At 74.8% G+C, this 14891-nt stretch carries 11 protein-coding genes and 1 pseudogene; 3 read left to right on the top strand and 9 right to left on the bottom strand.

Annotated elements, in window-relative coordinates:
- Positions 1–13: 13 nt before the first annotated feature.
- From ACGF3A_RS14830 to ACGF3A_RS14805, 6 genes and pseudogenes are all read right to left on the bottom strand, one after another.
- Positions 14–904 carry a LysR substrate-binding domain-containing protein gene (locus tag ACGF3A_RS14830; protein WP_393729612.1) on the bottom strand — a complete coding sequence of 297 codons (891 nt, stop codon included), beginning with the start codon at positions 902–904 and terminating at the stop codon, positions 14–16.
- An 81-nt stretch (positions 905–985) separates the two neighbouring features.
- Positions 986–2219 (bottom strand): annotated as a pseudogene (locus tag ACGF3A_RS14825) (MFS transporter).
- Positions 2220–2401: 182 nt separating this feature from the next.
- On the bottom strand, positions 2402–4303 hold the full coding sequence (locus ACGF3A_RS14820) for an alkyl/aryl-sulfatase (RefSeq protein WP_393729610.1): 1902 nt from the start codon (positions 4301–4303) through the stop codon (positions 2402–2404).
- A 137-nt stretch (positions 4304–4440) separates the two neighbouring features.
- Positions 4441–4824: a VOC family protein gene (locus ACGF3A_RS14815; RefSeq protein ID WP_393729608.1), complete on the bottom strand. Its 384-nt coding sequence runs from the start codon at positions 4822–4824 to the stop codon at positions 4441–4443.
- A 58-nt stretch (positions 4825–4882) separates the two neighbouring features.
- Positions 4883–5422 carry a TetR/AcrR family transcriptional regulator gene (locus ACGF3A_RS14810; protein ID WP_393729606.1) on the bottom strand — a complete coding sequence of 180 codons (540 nt, stop codon included), beginning with the start codon at positions 5420–5422 and terminating at the stop codon, positions 4883–4885.
- A 218-nt stretch (positions 5423–5640) separates the two neighbouring features.
- Positions 5641–6852, bottom strand: a complete 1212-nt coding sequence (locus ACGF3A_RS14805) for an MFS transporter (protein WP_393729605.1) — start codon at positions 6850–6852, stop codon at positions 5641–5643.
- A gap of 97 nt (positions 6853–6949) precedes the next feature.
- Between ACGF3A_RS14805 and ACGF3A_RS14800 the strand changes: the two genes are divergently transcribed.
- The gene (locus ACGF3A_RS14800) at positions 6950–7582 is read left to right on the top strand and encodes a DUF1345 domain-containing protein (protein WP_393729603.1); all 633 of its coding nucleotides are present in this window, start codon (positions 6950–6952) and stop codon (positions 7580–7582) included.
- Between the two features lie 6 nt (positions 7583–7588).
- Here the strand turns inward: ACGF3A_RS14800 and ACGF3A_RS14795 are convergent, their stop codons facing one another.
- Positions 7589–8221, bottom strand: coding sequence for a TetR/AcrR family transcriptional regulator (locus ACGF3A_RS14795; RefSeq protein ID WP_393729602.1), 633 nt, complete (start codon positions 8219–8221; stop codon positions 7589–7591).
- 123 nt (positions 8222–8344) lie between these two features.
- On the opposite strand from ACGF3A_RS14795, the gene ACGF3A_RS14790 reads away from it, so the two are divergent.
- Together ACGF3A_RS14790 and mca are read left to right on the top strand one after the other, a co-directional pair.
- On the top strand, positions 8345–9241 hold the full coding sequence (locus ACGF3A_RS14790) for an alpha/beta hydrolase (protein ID WP_393729600.1): 897 nt from the start codon (positions 8345–8347) through the stop codon (positions 9239–9241).
- Positions 9238–10128, top strand: coding sequence for a mycothiol conjugate amidase Mca (gene mca / locus ACGF3A_RS14785; RefSeq protein WP_393729598.1), 891 nt, complete (start codon positions 9238–9240; stop codon positions 10126–10128). Before ACGF3A_RS14790 ends, mca begins: the two co-directional genes overlap by 4 nt.
- On the opposite strand, the gene ACGF3A_RS14780 is transcribed toward mca, so the two are convergent.
- Together ACGF3A_RS14780 and ACGF3A_RS14775 are read right to left on the bottom strand one after the other, a co-directional pair.
- Entirely contained in the window at positions 10070–13552 is a 3483-nt protein-coding gene (locus tag ACGF3A_RS14780) for a protein kinase (RefSeq protein WP_393729596.1), read from the bottom strand. The two genes, mca and ACGF3A_RS14780, sit on opposite strands and share 59 nt — an antisense overlap.
- Positions 13553–13600: 48 nt before the next feature.
- Positions 13601–14860 carry an amidase gene (locus tag ACGF3A_RS14775; RefSeq protein ID WP_393729594.1) on the bottom strand — a complete coding sequence of 420 codons (1260 nt, stop codon included), beginning with the start codon at positions 14858–14860 and terminating at the stop codon, positions 13601–13603.
- Positions 14861–14891 lie beyond the last annotated feature (31 nt).

The raw sequence follows: 14891 nt of genomic DNA, 5'->3' as shown, positions 1-14891 counted from the left end.
CGCACCGGCCACCTCACAGCGCGAGAACCCCCAGGTCGCGGACCACTTGGGCGAGGGCACGGACGGGCTCCGACTCCGCGTCGGAGCGCCAGACCAGGCCCCACCGGAGCGTATGGGAGTCGGTGACCGGGAGATACGCGATGTCGGGCCGTGCCGAGTAGCGGGCCGCGTGGGCGCTGGTGAGGTCGATGGCGTCGGACGTGGCCACGATCGTGGGCACCTCCTCGCAGGCGGCGACGGTGTGCACGCGCTCGATGGGCCGCCCCGAGGGCGTCGCGAACGGGCTGTAGGCGTCCTCCCAGTACGCGGGCTGCGCGGTGCCCGCCCCGAACAGCCCGTGATCGCCGAACGTCTCCATCGACACGGCCTTCTCGTCCACGAGCGCGTGCCGCGCGGACACCATCGCGACCATGGGCTCGGTGCAGATGACCGGCCCGACGCTCAGATCGGGCTCCTCCACGGGCAGCCACGCGACGAGTACGTCGAGGTCGCCCCGGCGCAGCGACTCGAAGGGCTGAACGAACGGGCTGAGCCGGACCTGCAGCCGCCACTGGGGATGGCGCGCGCGGAACGCCTCCCAGAAGGGGAGGAGATCGTGGGCGTTCTCCCCGATCATTCCCACCCGCAGCACGGCGGAGCCGCCGCGCGCCGCCCGGGTCGCACGGTCCAGGCTGCGCCGCAGCGCTCCGGGGATCGGCGTGAGGTCGTCGCGGAGCTGACGGCCCACATCGGTGAGCCGCACCGTGCGGCTGGTGCGCTCGAAGAGCAGCGCGCCGATGCTCCGTTCCTGCTTGGCGATGGACTGGCTGACGGACGCCTGCGCGATGCCCAGCCTCTCCGCGGTGTGCCCGAAGTGCAGTTCCTCCGCCAAGGTCAGGAATATCTCGATATCGCGCAACTGCATGGTGCGGCTCTCTCCATCGATCGCTCACTCTGATCCGGGGACGCTCCGCCGGAGGAGTTCAACGCCAGGGAAACCGAGAATTCAGGCCGGGGCAATTCCCGCACCGCGCCGCGGCACGACGAGGGCCGCCGACGCGGCCAGCACCGGGGGACCGGCGGCCAGGGCGAAGCAGAGCGTCAGCGGCAGCTGGCCCACCGCGTGGCCGACCGCGGCGGTCGCCAGGGAGGACCCGGCGTTGAGGGCGGTGTTGACCCACGCCCCCGCTCGCGTACGGGCCTCCGGCGCCGCGGACTCGTCGGCGAGCAGATACGCCGTCGTGATCGCCGGGGCGACGAAGAGCCCGGCCGCGGCGGTCCCGGCGATGAGGACGTACGGGTGGGGCGCGAGCCCGGCGCATGCCAGTACGAGCCCGAGCCCGGCGGCCAGCCACGGGAGCCGGTTCCCGGTCGGCGCGCGCCACGGGACGGCGCCGTGGGCCAGACCGCCGACCGCGCTGCCCGCGGAGAGCGCCGCCAGGGCCCAGGGCACCGTGCCGGAGGCGTGGTGCGCGTCGGCGAAGGCGATCACGAGCAGCTCCAGCGCCCCGAGGCTCGTCCCGACGCCCGCGGCGACGGTGACGGCCGCACCGAGCCCGGACCGCCCGGACCGCCCGGACGCCGCGGGGGAAGGGGACTCCGGAGCACCGCCGTTCCCCGCCGCCCGGCGGCCCCGCGGCTCGCGCGCCACCGGGGACGTGACCAGGGCCAGCGCCCCGGTCAGCACGAGAGCGGCGGCCACGGCGAGGCCCGTGGCGGGCGAGGCGGTCTTCACCAGCAGCCCCACCAGGAGCGGTCCGGTCACGAGGAGCAGCTCCTCGGCGACCCCGTCGAGGCTGTACGCGCGCCGGAGCAGGTCGCGGTCGGGGACCAGCGCCGTCCACAGCGAGCGCATCACGGGACCGAGCGGCGGGGCGAAGGCCCCCGCGGCCCCGGCGAGGAGGGCCAGCGGGACCGCCGGTACGCCGGGTCGCGAGGGCCAGCACCGCCAGCAGCGCCGCGTACCCGGCGGCCATCGGCGGCAGCGCCCGGCGCGGCCCGTGACGGTCGATCAGCCCCGCGCGTACGGGCGAGAGCAGGACGGCCGTGATACCGAACGCGGCCATCACGCTGCCCGCTGTCGCGTACGAGCCGGTGATGTCATTGGCCGCCAGGATCAGCGACAGCGGGACCATGCCGTACGAGAGGCGGCCCAGCAGGGCGGCGCCGAACGTACGGCAGGCGGAGGGGGTGCGGAGCACGGCCGCGTACGACGGAGCCGTGGCAAGGGGCGAGGACATGAATGTGTTCCCGGGAAAGAAGCGGCACCGGAACCGGCGGACCGGCGGCGCACGCGCGTGCAGGGGCAGCGGGATGCCACGCCCGGCGGGCGTGGGCGGCGCTGACTCCTATGCACGGAAGAGGAACATGCGGCAGAACATAGCAGAGGGAACTGCCGTCCCCGACAGGGGCGTTCGCGGCGTCAGGGCGTGACGATCGCGAAGCCCGGGTCCGGTTCGGAGAGGTGGCCCAGGAGCGTGGTGAACTTCCCGAGGTCCCCGGAGACCGTGACGCCCTCCCTCGCCGCCAGTCCGACGGGCGGCAGGGCGCCGAGAAGGACGGCGCGGAGGTCCGCCTCGCCCCCGGTGATCTCGACGTCCGGCGGCGCCACGGCGGGGCCGGTGCCGGTGAGGTGGGTGAGGACGCCGTTGAAGAGGCGGAGGGTGAGGGGCTCGCCGTCCGGGAGGTTCCAGCGGACCGTGAGGTCGGCGTGCCAGCTCCGCGGCCCGTCCACCCGTACGGCCAGCGCGTCGCACAGCTGCTCGACCGTCAGGGCGCCCAGGAAGTCCGGGGAGGCGGTGGCGGTGGGCGTGCCGACCGGGCCCTGGCGCAGCTCCAGCGCCCCGGTGAGGTAGAAGTTCCGCCAGGGCCCGTTCTCGCAGCCGTATCCGAGCTGCTCCAGCGCGTCCGCCTGGAGTGTGCGCGCCTCGGCGTTGCCCGGGTCGGCGAACAGGACGTGGTGGACGACCTGGACCACCCAGCGGAAGTCGCCCTCGGCGTAGGAGTCGCGGGCGCGGCGCAGGACCTCCTCGGCCCCGCCCATGTACGTCACGTACCGCTCGGCGGCCTCGACGGGCGGGTGCTCCCACAGGTGCGCGGGGTTGCCGTCGAACCAGCCCATGTACCGCTGGTACACGGCCTTGGTGTTGTGGCTGACGGAGCCGTAGTAGCCGTGGGTGTGCCAGGCCCGCTCCAGGGCCGGGGGCATCTCCACCCGCTCGGCGATCTCCAGCGGGGTGAGCCCCTGGTTGAGCAGGCGCAGCGTCTGGTCGTGCAGATACGCGTACAGGTCGCGCTGCTCGGAGAGGAAGGCCAGCACCCGCTCGCGGCCCCACACGGGCCAGTGGTGCGAGGCGAAGGCGAGGTCGGAGTCCGCGCCGAAGAGCGTGACGGCCTCGGTGAGGTAGCGGGCCCAGACGCGGGGGTCGCGGACCTCGGCGCCGCGCAGGGTCAGCAGATTGTGGAGGTTGTGGGTCGCGTTCTCCGCCATGCAGAGCGCCGCGTGGGCGGGGAAGTGGATGTTCAGCTCCGCCGGGGCCTCGGTGCCGGGTGTGAGCTGGAAGACCATCCGGATGCCGTCGACGGTCTCCTCCTGCCCGGTGCGGGTGACGTCGAGCGTCGGCGGGATCAGGCCGACCGCGCCGGTCGAGGTGGTCTGGCCCAGCCCGGTGCCGATCTGGCCGCGCCCGCCCTTGGGCAGCGCGGCCCCGTACATGTACGCGGCGCGGCGCGCCATGGCCGTACCGGCGTAGACGTTCTCGCTGACGGCGTGGTCGAGGAAGCCCTCCGGCGCGAGCACGGGGACGCCCGCGGCGACCTCGTCCTCGGTGACGACGCCCCTGACGCCGCCGAAGTGGTCGACGTGGCTGTGGGTGTAGAGCACGCCGGTGACCGGCCGGTCCCCGCGGTGGGCCCGGTAGAGGGCGAGGGCCGCGGCGGCGGTCTCGGCGGAGATCAGCGGGTCGATCACGAACACGCCGCGCTCCCCCTCGACCAGCGTCATGTTCGACAGGTCGAAGCCGCGCACCTGGTAGATGCCCTCGACCACCTCGAACAGGCCGTGGTCCGCCGCCATCCGGCTCTGCCGCCACAGGCTCGGATTCGCCGTGTCCGGGCACTCCCCCGCCAGGAATCCGTACGCCTCCAGATCCCACACCACGCGGCCGTCGGCGCTGTGGATCGCGCCGTCGGAGGTGGTGCCCATGAAGCCGCGCCGGGCGTCGTCCAGGTCCCGGGTGTCCTCGAACGGGAACCGCCGCCGCACCGCCTCGTTCGCCTCGGCGACTCCCGGTTCCGCGGGCCTGGACTGGTCGTTCGGGGACATCGGGCTCTCCCTCGCGGACGGGCACGGGCGGGTGCCGGGACCGCGCTCACCACGGTCCCGGCCGGTTCACCCTCGCCCCCGCCGCGTGCGGGCACTACCGGGCGCGGTCCGTCCGGGTGACCGCGGGTGTCACCGTGCTAGCGGAGCGGGCCGCTGATCACCCACAGGTGTCCGAACGGGTCCTTCACCCTGCCCTGCCGCTTGCCGTAGGGCCGGTTCTCGACCGGGATCACGAGCTCGGCGCCCAGGTCGACCATGCGCTGGGCCGCCGCGTCCGGGTCGGCCGCGTCGAGCGTGAGGAGGACGGGCGAGCCGCCCAGGGAGACGGGGTCGTGCCACCCCCATTCCGGGACGCTCTGCGCCAGCGCGAGAGTCGCCTCTCCCACGGTGAGCTCGGCGTGGTGCACGACGCCCTCGTCGGCCACCCGGAGGGCCACGTCGGCGCCCAGCGCCTTGGTGTAGAAGTCGATCGCCGCGTCCGCGTCGGACACGAGCAGTTTGGGGAAGAATTCGCTGGTCATGCCCCGATGCTCGCAGGGAGGGGGCCCGGCGGCCTTGTAGATTTCGGCGCTCACCCGGTCAGGCCGTGATGCGGGCGATGGCCTCCACCGTGAGGGCCCGGTCGTGGGGCTCCCTGGCCAGGGCCCGGTGGAGGGTCAGGCCCTCGATGAGGGCGTCCAGCTGACGGGCGGTGTGCGGGTCGAAGTGCTTGCCGAGGTGGACCCGGCTGCGCCGCATCCACTCCTGGGTCAGCTCCCGGTAGGAGGGCTGGCGGGCGGCGAGGGTGTAGAGCTCCTGGGTGAGGACGAGATCGCGCTGGCTGCCCTCGGACATGAGGTGCACGAGATCGGCCACCGCCTCCCGGGCCTCGTCGCGGTCCGCCGGGGCGGCGAGATGCGCGTCGAAGACGGCGACCATGTGGTCCGTGAAGCGCCGGAACGCCTCCCGCACCAGCTCGTCGATGCCGCCGAAGTGGTACGTCATCGAGCCCAGCGGCACCCCGGCACGCGCGGCGATCCTGCGGTGCGAGACGCGCGCGAGCCCCTCCTCGGCGATCAGGTCGAGCGCGGCGTCGATGATGCGGTCACGGCGCTTCGGGTCCGTGTGTCCGGTGGCCATGGCGACCGGCCTCAGCGGAAGCGGAGCGCGCGAGCGCCCCGGACATGAGAGACCCGCGCGGGGTGTTCCGTCGGCATGGGGGCGATCGTAGCCGTGACGAGTGAGCGCCCCGAAGGGGCGCGGGGAACTGCGCGAGCAACCACAGCGACAGCCGCACCCGCGGAACAAGATCGGGGGGGGCAGTCACAGAAGGCGCCTCCGTACGGACACAGGTGCGCTCAGGCGCGCCGGCTCCGCAGCACCCCCGCGCACAGCATCGCGAGGATCCCGGCGGCGGGGACGACCAGCAGGCCGGTACGGAGTCCGGCCGCGTCGGCGACCATGCCGACCAGCGGCGGGGAGAGCAGGAAGCCGAGGCGCATCAGCCAGGAGACGAGGGAGAGGCCCGAACCGGCCTTGAGGCCCGGCAGTTCGTCGGCCTCGTGCATCGCCGCGGGCACCAGGGTCGCGACGCCGAGCCCGGCGGCGGCGAAGCCGAGGATCGTTCCGGGCACCGTGGGCACGGCCAGCGCCAGGCCCATTCCGGCGGTGACGACGAGGCCCCCGGCGCGCGCCACGGTGCGCTGCCCGAAGCGGTCCACGAGCCGGTCGCCGAGGATACGGCCGATGAACTGGGCGCCCACCAGCGCGATGTAGCCGGACGCCGCGAGGGTGGCGGGGGCGTCGAGCGTGTCGGAGAGATAGAGGGTGGCCCAGGAGTTGCCCGCGTCCTCGACGAGCGTTCCCGCGATGGAGAGGAGGACGAGGACGCCGAGCACGTACGCCGTACGCCTGCCGGTCCCGCCGCCGGGCCGCCGACCGGCCGGGACGGCGGCGTCCTCCGCCCCCGGTCCGCTCTCCTCCTCGTCGGGACCCGGCAGGCAGAACCGCAGCGCGACGCACGCGGCGCTCGCGAACACCACGCCCGAGACGGCCAGATGCCAGCCCGGCGGGACGTCGAGCGCGATCGCCGCCGCGGCCATCACGCCGCCGGTGACGGCCCCGACGGACCAGATGGCGTGGAAGGAGTTGATGATCGAGCGCCCGTAGCGGCGCTGCACGCGCAGCCCGTGGGCGTTCTGCGCGACGTCCGTGACGGCGTCCATCGCCCCGGCCAGGAGCAGCGCCGCCGCGAACAGCGCCACCGAGTCCGCGAACCCGGCCACGCCTATCCCCACGGCGGTCAGCAGCGTGCACGCCACCGCCGCGCGCGCCGAGCCGAGCCGCCGGATGACGACACCGGCCGCCAGCCCCGCCGCTATCGCGCCCGTGGGGAACGCCGCGACGGCGAGCCCGTACGTGGCGTTCCCGAGGCCGAGGTCCGCCTTGATCTGCGGATACCTCGGCAGGAGGTTCGCGAACAGGGCTCCGTTCGTGAAGAAGAGCGCGGCGACGGCCACCCGGGCGTGCTGCTCTGCCCGGGCAGGCCGGACCAGGGTCTCAGTGGTCATGCGGGGGATCCTACGACCAGAGCGTACGAACGTACACTCCCCCCTCTCCCCGCCCTCGGCGAGCCGGAAAGTGACCTCACGACTACTCTCGGTTCCCATGAGCGCCTTGCTGCCCCTTGACGCCGCGCCCCGGCTCGCGGGGGCGGTGGCCCTCGGCGTCGCGGTCGGCGCGTCCGTCGGACCGACGGTCGGGGGGACGCTCGGCGTGCTCGCGGGGATCGCGGCGACGGAGCTGGTCTTCGTCCTCGCGGGCTGGGCCGTGCTGTGGCCGATGGACGCCGCCGCCACCCACCGCAACGCCCGGCGCGAGGACTTCCAGCCCCTCGTCGAGGAGCTGGCGGTCGTGGCGGTCGCCCTGTGCGGGCTGGTCGCCATCGTGCTGCTGCTCCTGCTCGGCGAGTCCGACACCGGCCACGCGGGGGCGGCGACCGCGCTGTGCGGCGTCTTCATGGCCTGGGCCGCGCTGCACCTGATGTACGCCGCCCGCTACGCGTACGTCTACTACGCGGCCGGGGGCGGCATCGACTTCAACTCCGAAGCGCCGCCCACCTACCGGGACTTCTTCTACTTCAGCTACAACCTGGGCATGACCTACCAGGTGTCCGACACCGACGTCTCCAGCCCGGCGATCCGCGCGATCGTGCTGCGCCACACGCTGCTGTCGTACGTCTTCGGCACCAGCATCCTGGCCAGCGCCATCAACCTGGTCGTCGGCCTCGTCACGGGCTGAGCGGTCTCAGCGCACCGCGTAGTCGGCCAGGGGACCTTCCAGGAGGCCGAAGACCTGGTGCGCGGCGCGGTCGAGGGCGACTGCCGTCTTCCTGTCACTGAAGCCCTCCAGAGTGAGGTCCACCGTGTACTGGAACAGGGTGCGGTGGGCCGTGGCGAGCTGGGCCGCAGCGGCGCCGGGGAGGAGATCGCCGGGGGCGGCGGCCGTTTCGGCGGCGAGGACGTCGGCCAGGGCGGCCTCTCGCTGGTCGTGCAGGTCGCGCAGGCGCGCGGTGAGGGTGGGGCTGTCGGCGACCATCCGGGCGAAGGGGGCGCCCGTGAAGCCGATGACGGGGTCGCGCCGCTCGACCGCGGCGCGGAACGCGCGGCGCAGCGCGTCGAGCGCGGACTCGCCCGTACGGCGGGAGGCCACGGTGCGGGCCAGGGAGGCCGCGAACTCCTCGTGGTGGTCGAGAGCGAGGTCCTCCTTGCGCGGGAAGTAGTTGGTGACGGTCATCTTGGAGACCTGCGCGGCAGCCGCGATCTCGGTGAGCGTCACCGCCTCGAAGCCGCGCTCCAGGAAGAGCCGGGTCGCGGTGTCGGAGATCGCCTGGCGCGTCTGCTGCTTCTTGAGCGCGCGGAGTCCCTGTAGCTGGGCCATGAGGCCACACCCTAACTCTGAACCGACCTAAAAAGTAGCTCGACATATTTTTAGGTTCGACATAATGTTTTCCCCGTTCCGCACAGCACCACAACGCCACAACACTTCACGCGAGGAGCCCCTTTGAAGATCCCCGCCGCCCCCGGCGACGTCGCCGCCGTCATGGCGCAGCTCCAGGCCCTCGCCGCGGGCGCGCCCGACCTCCCCGGTGACGCCGACCTCTCCCCCGCGCTCCCGCTCGCCGACGAGGCGCCGGGGCAGTGGGTGAACGGCTCCGGCCGTCCGGCGGCCGAGGCGGGAGCGGTGGTGTACGTGCACGGCGGAGGATTCGCGCACACCGACCCGCGCGCGGAACGGGCCCTGGCGTACCGGCTGTCGCGGGCCACCGGCCGCCCCGTCTTCCGGGTGGACTACCGGCTCGCCCCCGCGCATCCGTTCCCCGCCGCGCTCCACGACGTCCTCGCCGTCCTCCGCCACCTGCGCCTCCAGGGCGTGCCGCCGTCCCGGACGGTCCTGTTCGGGGAGTCGGCGGGCGGCACGCTCGTCCTGTCCGCGCTGCTCGCGCTCCGGCAGGCCGAGCGGGCCGGGGAGGCCGGGGAGGCCGGGGAGGCGCTCCCGGCCGGTGCCGTCGTCGTGTCGCCGCTGACCGACATGACGCTCTCCGGCCCCTCGCTCGACGCCAACGAGGGGCGCGACCTGATCAGCCGGGCCGTCCTGGAGCAGATCACCGCCCAGTACCTGGCGGGGGCCGGCCCGGACGAGGCGCCCCAGTCGCCGCTGCACGGCGACCCGGGCGGCCTGCCCCCGCTGCTGCTGGCGACGGGCTCCGCCGAGGTGCTGCTCGACGACGCCCGCCGGTTCGCGGAGACCGCCGCGCGTGCGGGGGTCGACGTCACGCTCGACGTCTACGAGGGCATGCCCCACGTCTTTCCCCTCGCGATGCTGCCAGGGCAGGCCCTGCCGACCACGACCACGTTCCTCCGCCGCCTGGCGGAATGGACCGGAGAAAGGTGTTCATGACCCCGCGTCTCATGAGCGTCCACGCCCACCCCGACGACGAGTCGAACAAGGGCGCGGCCACCCTCGCCAGGTACGCGGCCGAGGGCGCGGACGTCCTGGTCGTCACCTGTACGGGCGGCGAGCGCGGCGACGTGCTCAACCCGGCCATGGACCGGCCCGGCGTCCGGGAGAACCTGGCGGCGGTCCGCCGGGCCGAGATGGCCGCGGCGCGCGACATCCTGGGCGTCCGCCAGCGGTTCCTGGGGTTCACCGACTCGGGGATGCCCCCGGCGGGCGAGCCGCTGCCGGACGGCTGCTTCGCCGCGACGCCGCTGGAGGAGGCCGCCGGGCGGCTGGTCGCGGAGATCCGCGCGTTCCGCCCGCACGTCGTCGTGACGTACGACGAGACCGGCGGCTATCCGCACCCCGACCACATCAGGACGCACGAGGTCACGGTCGCGGCCTTCGAGGCGGCCGGGGACGCCGCGCGCCACCCCGGCGCGGGCGCGCCCTGGCGGCCGCTCAAGCTCTACTACCAACAGGCCCTGTCCCGCGCCTGGTTCCAGGCGCTGCACGACGGGATGACGGCGCGCGGGCTCGACTCCGGGATGCGGGAGGTCCTGGCGGAGCTGCCCGAGGGGCCGCCCGCGCGGGAGACGACGACCCGCGTGCCGTGCGCCGCGCACTTCGCCGTACGGGACAGGGCGCTGCTCGCCCACGCCACCCAGGTCGATCCGCACGCCGGTTTCATGCTCCACGACCGGGACGTCGAGCGGGAGGTGTGGCCCACGGAGGACTACCACCTGGCCCGTACGCACGTCACCGTGGACCTCCCCGAGGACGACCTGTTCACCGGGGTCCCGCGCCGCTCGACGCGCCGAGTTCCCAGTCGAGCTCCCACAGCGTGACCGGCTTGGAGATCTTGCCGTCCGGCGCGCTCAGCACGTAGTTCATGTCCGGGGTGGTCTCCAGCCAGGCCGCGCCCTTCTGGTCGTCGAGCACCCGGACGCACTCCCCGCGCTCCAGGTCCCACAGGCACACCAGGTCCAGGCCCCCGGACACCGCGTACCGCCCGTCGGCGCCGATCCGCAGCTCCCGTACGTCGGGCTCCCTGGGCTCGAACTCCCGCACGCCGTTCCCGGAGACGAGGTTCCGGAGGCGCAGGGTGCCGCCGTGGGCCGTCAGCAGGAGCCGCCCGTCGGGGCTCAGGCACAGGGCGCCGGGGTACCCCTCGGTACGCACCGTGCGCAGGCGGCGGCCGCTCGCCACGTCCCAGACCCGTACGGTGCCGTCGGGGGTGGCCCGCGCCAGGAAGCCGCCGTCGTCGGTGAGATGGGCCCGCTCGGACGTGCGGCCCGCGTCCGGGACGGCGGGGCCGATCCCCGTCGGCGTACGCGCGCCGGTCGACAGGTCCCAGCGCGCGATGCCCTGGGCGACGCCGCCGATCAGCGCGTGCGCGCCGTCCGCGGTGAACCGGAGCCAGTCGGCGTCGGGCCCGTGCCGGTCGCGGCCGGTCGCCCCGGGCCCGAGGTCCAGCTCCAGGACGCGCAGGCACTCGCCCGTGCCGGTACGCCACAGCCGTACGGTGCCGTCGCGTCCCGTCGAGAGGGCGAGCGTGCCGTCCGGGCTGAGCCGTACGCGGAGCACGTTCTCGGTGTGGCCGGCGAGTTCGCGCAGCACGGTGCCGCGCCGGAGGTCCCGTACGGTCACCTCCCTGCCGTAGGCGCACTCGACGCCCGTCCTGCCGTCCGCGGAGATGTGCACCTCCGTGGTGCTCGGGACGAAGCCCTCGTAGGTGCTCGCCGCCCAGTGGCCGCGCGGCGCGGTGCGCGGCAGGAGGCGGCCCAGGGCCCGCCAGGCCTCCCTGACCCTGGGCGAGCGTTCGTGGCCCGGCAGTTCACGCGCGCGCCTCAGTGCCGCGAGCGCGGCGAGCGCGTCCGCGCGGGCGCCCCGCGCCAGGGCCGTCTCCGCCTCCCCGACCAGGTCCGCGGCCTCGTCCGCGAGCCGGGCGAGCCGCTCGTGGCGGCGCGGGCGGCTCAGCCGGGGCGTGGCCAGATGCCCGCCCGGCATGGTCCACGCCCGCACCGTGCTGTCCTGGCCGGCCGAGAGGACGAGCCCGGCGTCGGGATCGACGTGCACGGCGCTCACCGCGCCCGCGTGCCCGCGCGCGGTGCGCAGGCAGCGGCCCTTGCCCGGCGGCAGGTCCCACAGGCGTACGGCGCCGTCGGTCGGTCCGCCGCCGGTCACCAGCCACCGGCCGTCGGCGCTCAGCGCCACGGCCGTGACCGGTCCGTCGTGGTCGCGCAGGGTGCGCACGCACCGTCCCGTGCCGAGGTCCCAGACCTCGGAGACACCGAACCACTTCGCGGTCGCGACGTACCGGCCGTCGGCGCTGAAGGCGCTCGCCACCACCTTGCCGCCGTCACCGGCGAGTTCGTGCAGGAGCCGCCCCTCGGTCAGGTCCCACACCCGGGCGCGCGGGGACTGCGCCCAGCCGCCGACCACCGCGAACCGCCCGTCCGGGCTCAGCTCCACCGTCCCCGGGCGCTCCCTGTCCTGGATCACCCGGCGCGGCTTCCCCGACTCCAGGTCGACGACGAGGAGTTCGGAGGAGTGCGGCAGCGAGCAGACCGCCACGGGCTCGCGCGGGCTCAGCCGCAGCGACCAGACGGTGGCCTGGAAGACGCCGTTCGCGGTGCCGGTGGCGACGTCCCACAGCCGTACGGTGTCGTCGCGGCCCGCCGAGATGACGTACCGGGCGTTGGGCGTGATGTCGACGCTGTGGACGCGCGCGGTGTGCCCCTCGAAGGTCCGCACGCACCGGCCCTCCCGCGCGTCCCACAGCCGTACGGTGCCGTCCCGTTCGCCCGTCACGGCGAGCCGCGCGTCGGGGGTGAGCCGGACCACGGTCTCGTCGTCGGGGCCGGGGCGCGTACGGGTCTGCCAGGGGACCTCCCGTACCGAGTCGCGGTGCGGGAGGGCGTCCCGCGCGCGGCCGAGCGCCGCGCGCGTACGCCGCAGGTCGGGGTCGTCGGGCCGCTCGTCGGCCAGGGCGCCGAGGATGCCGTCGGCGGCCTCGTGGTCGCCGCGCTCCAGGTGCACCTCGGCGAGGGCCAGGCGTGTACGGCCGGGGTCGGGAGCGGGATCGGCGGCGTTCTCGGCGTTGGCGCGCACCGTCTCCAGGGCGGCGAGCAGCGTCTCGTCGGTGATGCCGGAGGCCCGCCACATGCGCAGCCCCGAGTTGTACCGGGCCTCCGGGTGCTGCGGGTCGGCCTCCAGCGCCTCGCCGAACGCCTCGTCCGCCTCCCGGCGCTGTCCCAGGTCGACCAGGGACAGCGCCCGGTTGTTGAGCTCGTCGGCGCGCAGGTCCGCCTCGACCGGCTCCTGGCGGGGGTACGGCCGTCCCGTCAGCTCCCGGTGGACGCCGGTCAGCCGCTCGGCGACCTCGGCAGCCGAGCCGGGCCGCCGCCGGGGGTCGTGCTCCAGGCAGGCGGCGAGGAGTCCGGCCACGCCCTCCGGCATCGGGGGCGGCACGGGGCCGTCACCGTCACCATCACCGAAATCGCCCGTGGCGTCGGCTCCGTCGGCCAGGTGCTCCGCCAGCGCGTCCCCCGCCGCGGATCCGATCAGCCAGGTACGGCCGCCGGTGAACATCTCCAGGACGCAGACCGCGTAGCTGTAGAGGTCCGTGCGGCGGCCCAGCGGTTCGCCCGCGAGCTGCTCCGGCGAGGCGTACTCGCGGGTCATCAGCCCGCCGTGCGGCGCGTGCGCGCTGATGCCGGGCGCGGAGGCGGCGCCGAAGGCGCGGGCGAGGCCGAAGTCGGTGACCTTGACGGCGCCGTCGGCGTCGACCAGGACGTTGGCGGGCTTGACGTCCTGGTGCACCAGGCCGCACCAGTGCGCGTGCCCGAGGCCCCAGGCCATCTGGACGGCCACGTCCAGGATCCGGGCGAGCGCCTCGTCCGGCTCCCCGGCGTACAGCCGCCCCTCGGTGATCCAGTCGTGCAGGCTGCCCCCTGCCACGTACTCGGCGAAGACCCGGGGCACCCCGTCGAGCGTGCGCACGTAGTAGCAGGCGCAGACGTGCGGGTGGAGGCCCAGCGACACCCAGCGCTCCGCCTCGGCGACGAACGCCTCCCGCTCCGCCGTCCCCGCGAAGACCTCCGGCAGCGGGCTCTTCACCGCCAGCTCGGTGTCCCAGTCCAGGTGGCGCACCTGGTGCACGGCGCCCATGCCGCCGCGGCCGAGCAGCCGCGTCACCTCGTAGCGCCCGTCGATCCGCTCACCGGGCCGCCATGGCCGTCCCGTTCCGTCCGCCGCCCTGCTGGTCACCCACAACCCCCCATGTCCCGCCTGCGGTTGGCCCGCCGTACGGGCGCGTCACGGATCAGGGGTCAGGCTAGTGCGCAGCCGCCCGGCCCAGGCGAGCAGGGCCTCGTCGCTCCCGGCGCGGGCGGCGCACTGGAGGCCGAGGGGCATGCCGTCGGCCGCGTGTCCGGCGGGGAGGGAGAGGGCGGGCCAGCCCGCGAAGCTCCAGGGCAGGCACATCACCGGGTCGCCGGTGGAGGCGAGACCGTGCGGGGCCGGCCCGGTGGCCGAGGGGCTGAGCCAGACGTCGACGCCCGCCGCGTCCGTGGCCTCCAGGAGGCCGCGCCGGAAGGAGGTCCGGCGGCTGTGCGCGCGTGCGTACGCGCCCCGGGTGAGCGCCTGGCCCTGGCGTACGGTCGCCGCGGACCGCTCCGCGTAGAGCGCGCCGTAGCGGGCGAACCAGTCGGCGTGGCTCCGTGCCGCCTCGTAGCGGTTGAGGACGTGCACGTCCTCGGCGGTCCGCGCGAAGTCCGCGAGGAGCGGCACGCGCAGCACCGTGAACCCGGCGTCCGCGAGCGCGGAGACCTCGCGTTCGAAGGCCGTACGGGCCTCGTCGCCCGCCCGTTCCAGGTAGGGCCCGTCGGGGACGCCGAGGACCGGTGGCTCTCCCGCCCGCGCCGCGATCCCGCGCCCCCAGTCGTCGCAGAGGACGGCGGCCGCCGTGGTGACCGTGGCGAGGGACCTGGCGAAGACGCCGAGGGTGTCGAGGGACGGCACGTTGAGGAGCACGCCGTCGTACGGGACACGGTCCACGGTCGGCTTGAAGCCGACGACGCCGCAGTACGCCGCCGGGCGGACCACCGAGCCCAGCGTCTGGGTGCCGAGTGCCAGCGGCACCAGCCCCGCCGCCACCGCCGCCGCCGAACCGCTGCTGGAGCCGCCCGGCGTACGGGCGTGATCGTGCGGGTTCCGCGTCGGGCCCGGGGCGCTCATGGCGAACTCCGCCGTCACCGTCTTCCCCGCGACGAGCGCCCCGGCGGCGCGCAGCCGGTCCACGGCCGTCGCCTGCCGCCCCGCGAACACCTCGGCGGGCAGCCGCGAGCCGCCCCGCGTGGGCAGTCCGTCCACCCGCACGATGTCCTTCACCCCGACCGGGACGCCGAACAGCGGCGGGCGCCCGGCCTCCCCGGGCCAGCGCGCACGGGCGGCACGCAGCTCGCCGCGCAGCCGACGGCGCCGCTCCCCGTACGACTCCGCGCCATCGACGAACGCGCGCAGCTCCGGGTCCTGTTCCTCGATGGCATCGCACGTGTCGTCGACGGATGTCTCCATGGCGGGCCAATATAGGCCCCGGCACCCCCTA

The sequence above is a fragment of the Streptomyces sp. NPDC048172 genome (assembly GCF_043202595.1).
Classification (GTDB): Bacteria; Actinomycetota; Actinomycetes; order Streptomycetales; family Streptomycetaceae; genus Streptomyces.
This window is presented reverse-complemented; position numbering and strand designations above follow the sequence as displayed.

Excerpts from the sequence above, each read along its gene's own strand:
- ACGF3A_RS14830 (WP_393729612.1), bottom strand. The coding sequence starts at position 904 with ATGCAGTTGCGCGATATCGAGATATTCCTGACCTTGGCGGAGGAACTG.
- ACGF3A_RS14805 (WP_393729605.1), bottom strand. The coding sequence starts at position 6,852 with ATGACCACTGAGACCCTGGTCCGGCCTGCCCGGGCAGAGCAGCACGCC.
- ACGF3A_RS14820 (WP_393729610.1), bottom strand. The coding sequence starts at position 4,303 with ATGTCCCCGAACGACCAGTCCAGGCCCGCGGAACCGGGAGTCGCCGAG.
- ACGF3A_RS14775 (WP_393729594.1), bottom strand. The coding sequence starts at position 14,860 with ATGGAGACATCCGTCGACGACACGTGCGATGCCATCGAGGAACAGGAC.
- mca (WP_393729598.1), top strand. The coding sequence starts at position 9,238 with ATGACCCCGCGTCTCATGAGCGTCCACGCCCACCCCGACGACGAGTCG.
- ACGF3A_RS14810 (WP_393729606.1), bottom strand. The coding sequence starts at position 5,422 with ATGGCCACCGGACACACGGACCCGAAGCGCCGTGACCGCATCATCGAC.
- ACGF3A_RS14800 (WP_393729603.1), top strand. The coding sequence starts at position 6,950 with ATGAGCGCCTTGCTGCCCCTTGACGCCGCGCCCCGGCTCGCGGGGGCG.
- ACGF3A_RS14815 (WP_393729608.1), bottom strand. The coding sequence starts at position 4,824 with ATGACCAGCGAATTCTTCCCCAAACTGCTCGTGTCCGACGCGGACGCG.
- ACGF3A_RS14795 (WP_393729602.1), bottom strand. The coding sequence starts at position 8,221 with ATGGCCCAGCTACAGGGACTCCGCGCGCTCAAGAAGCAGCAGACGCGC.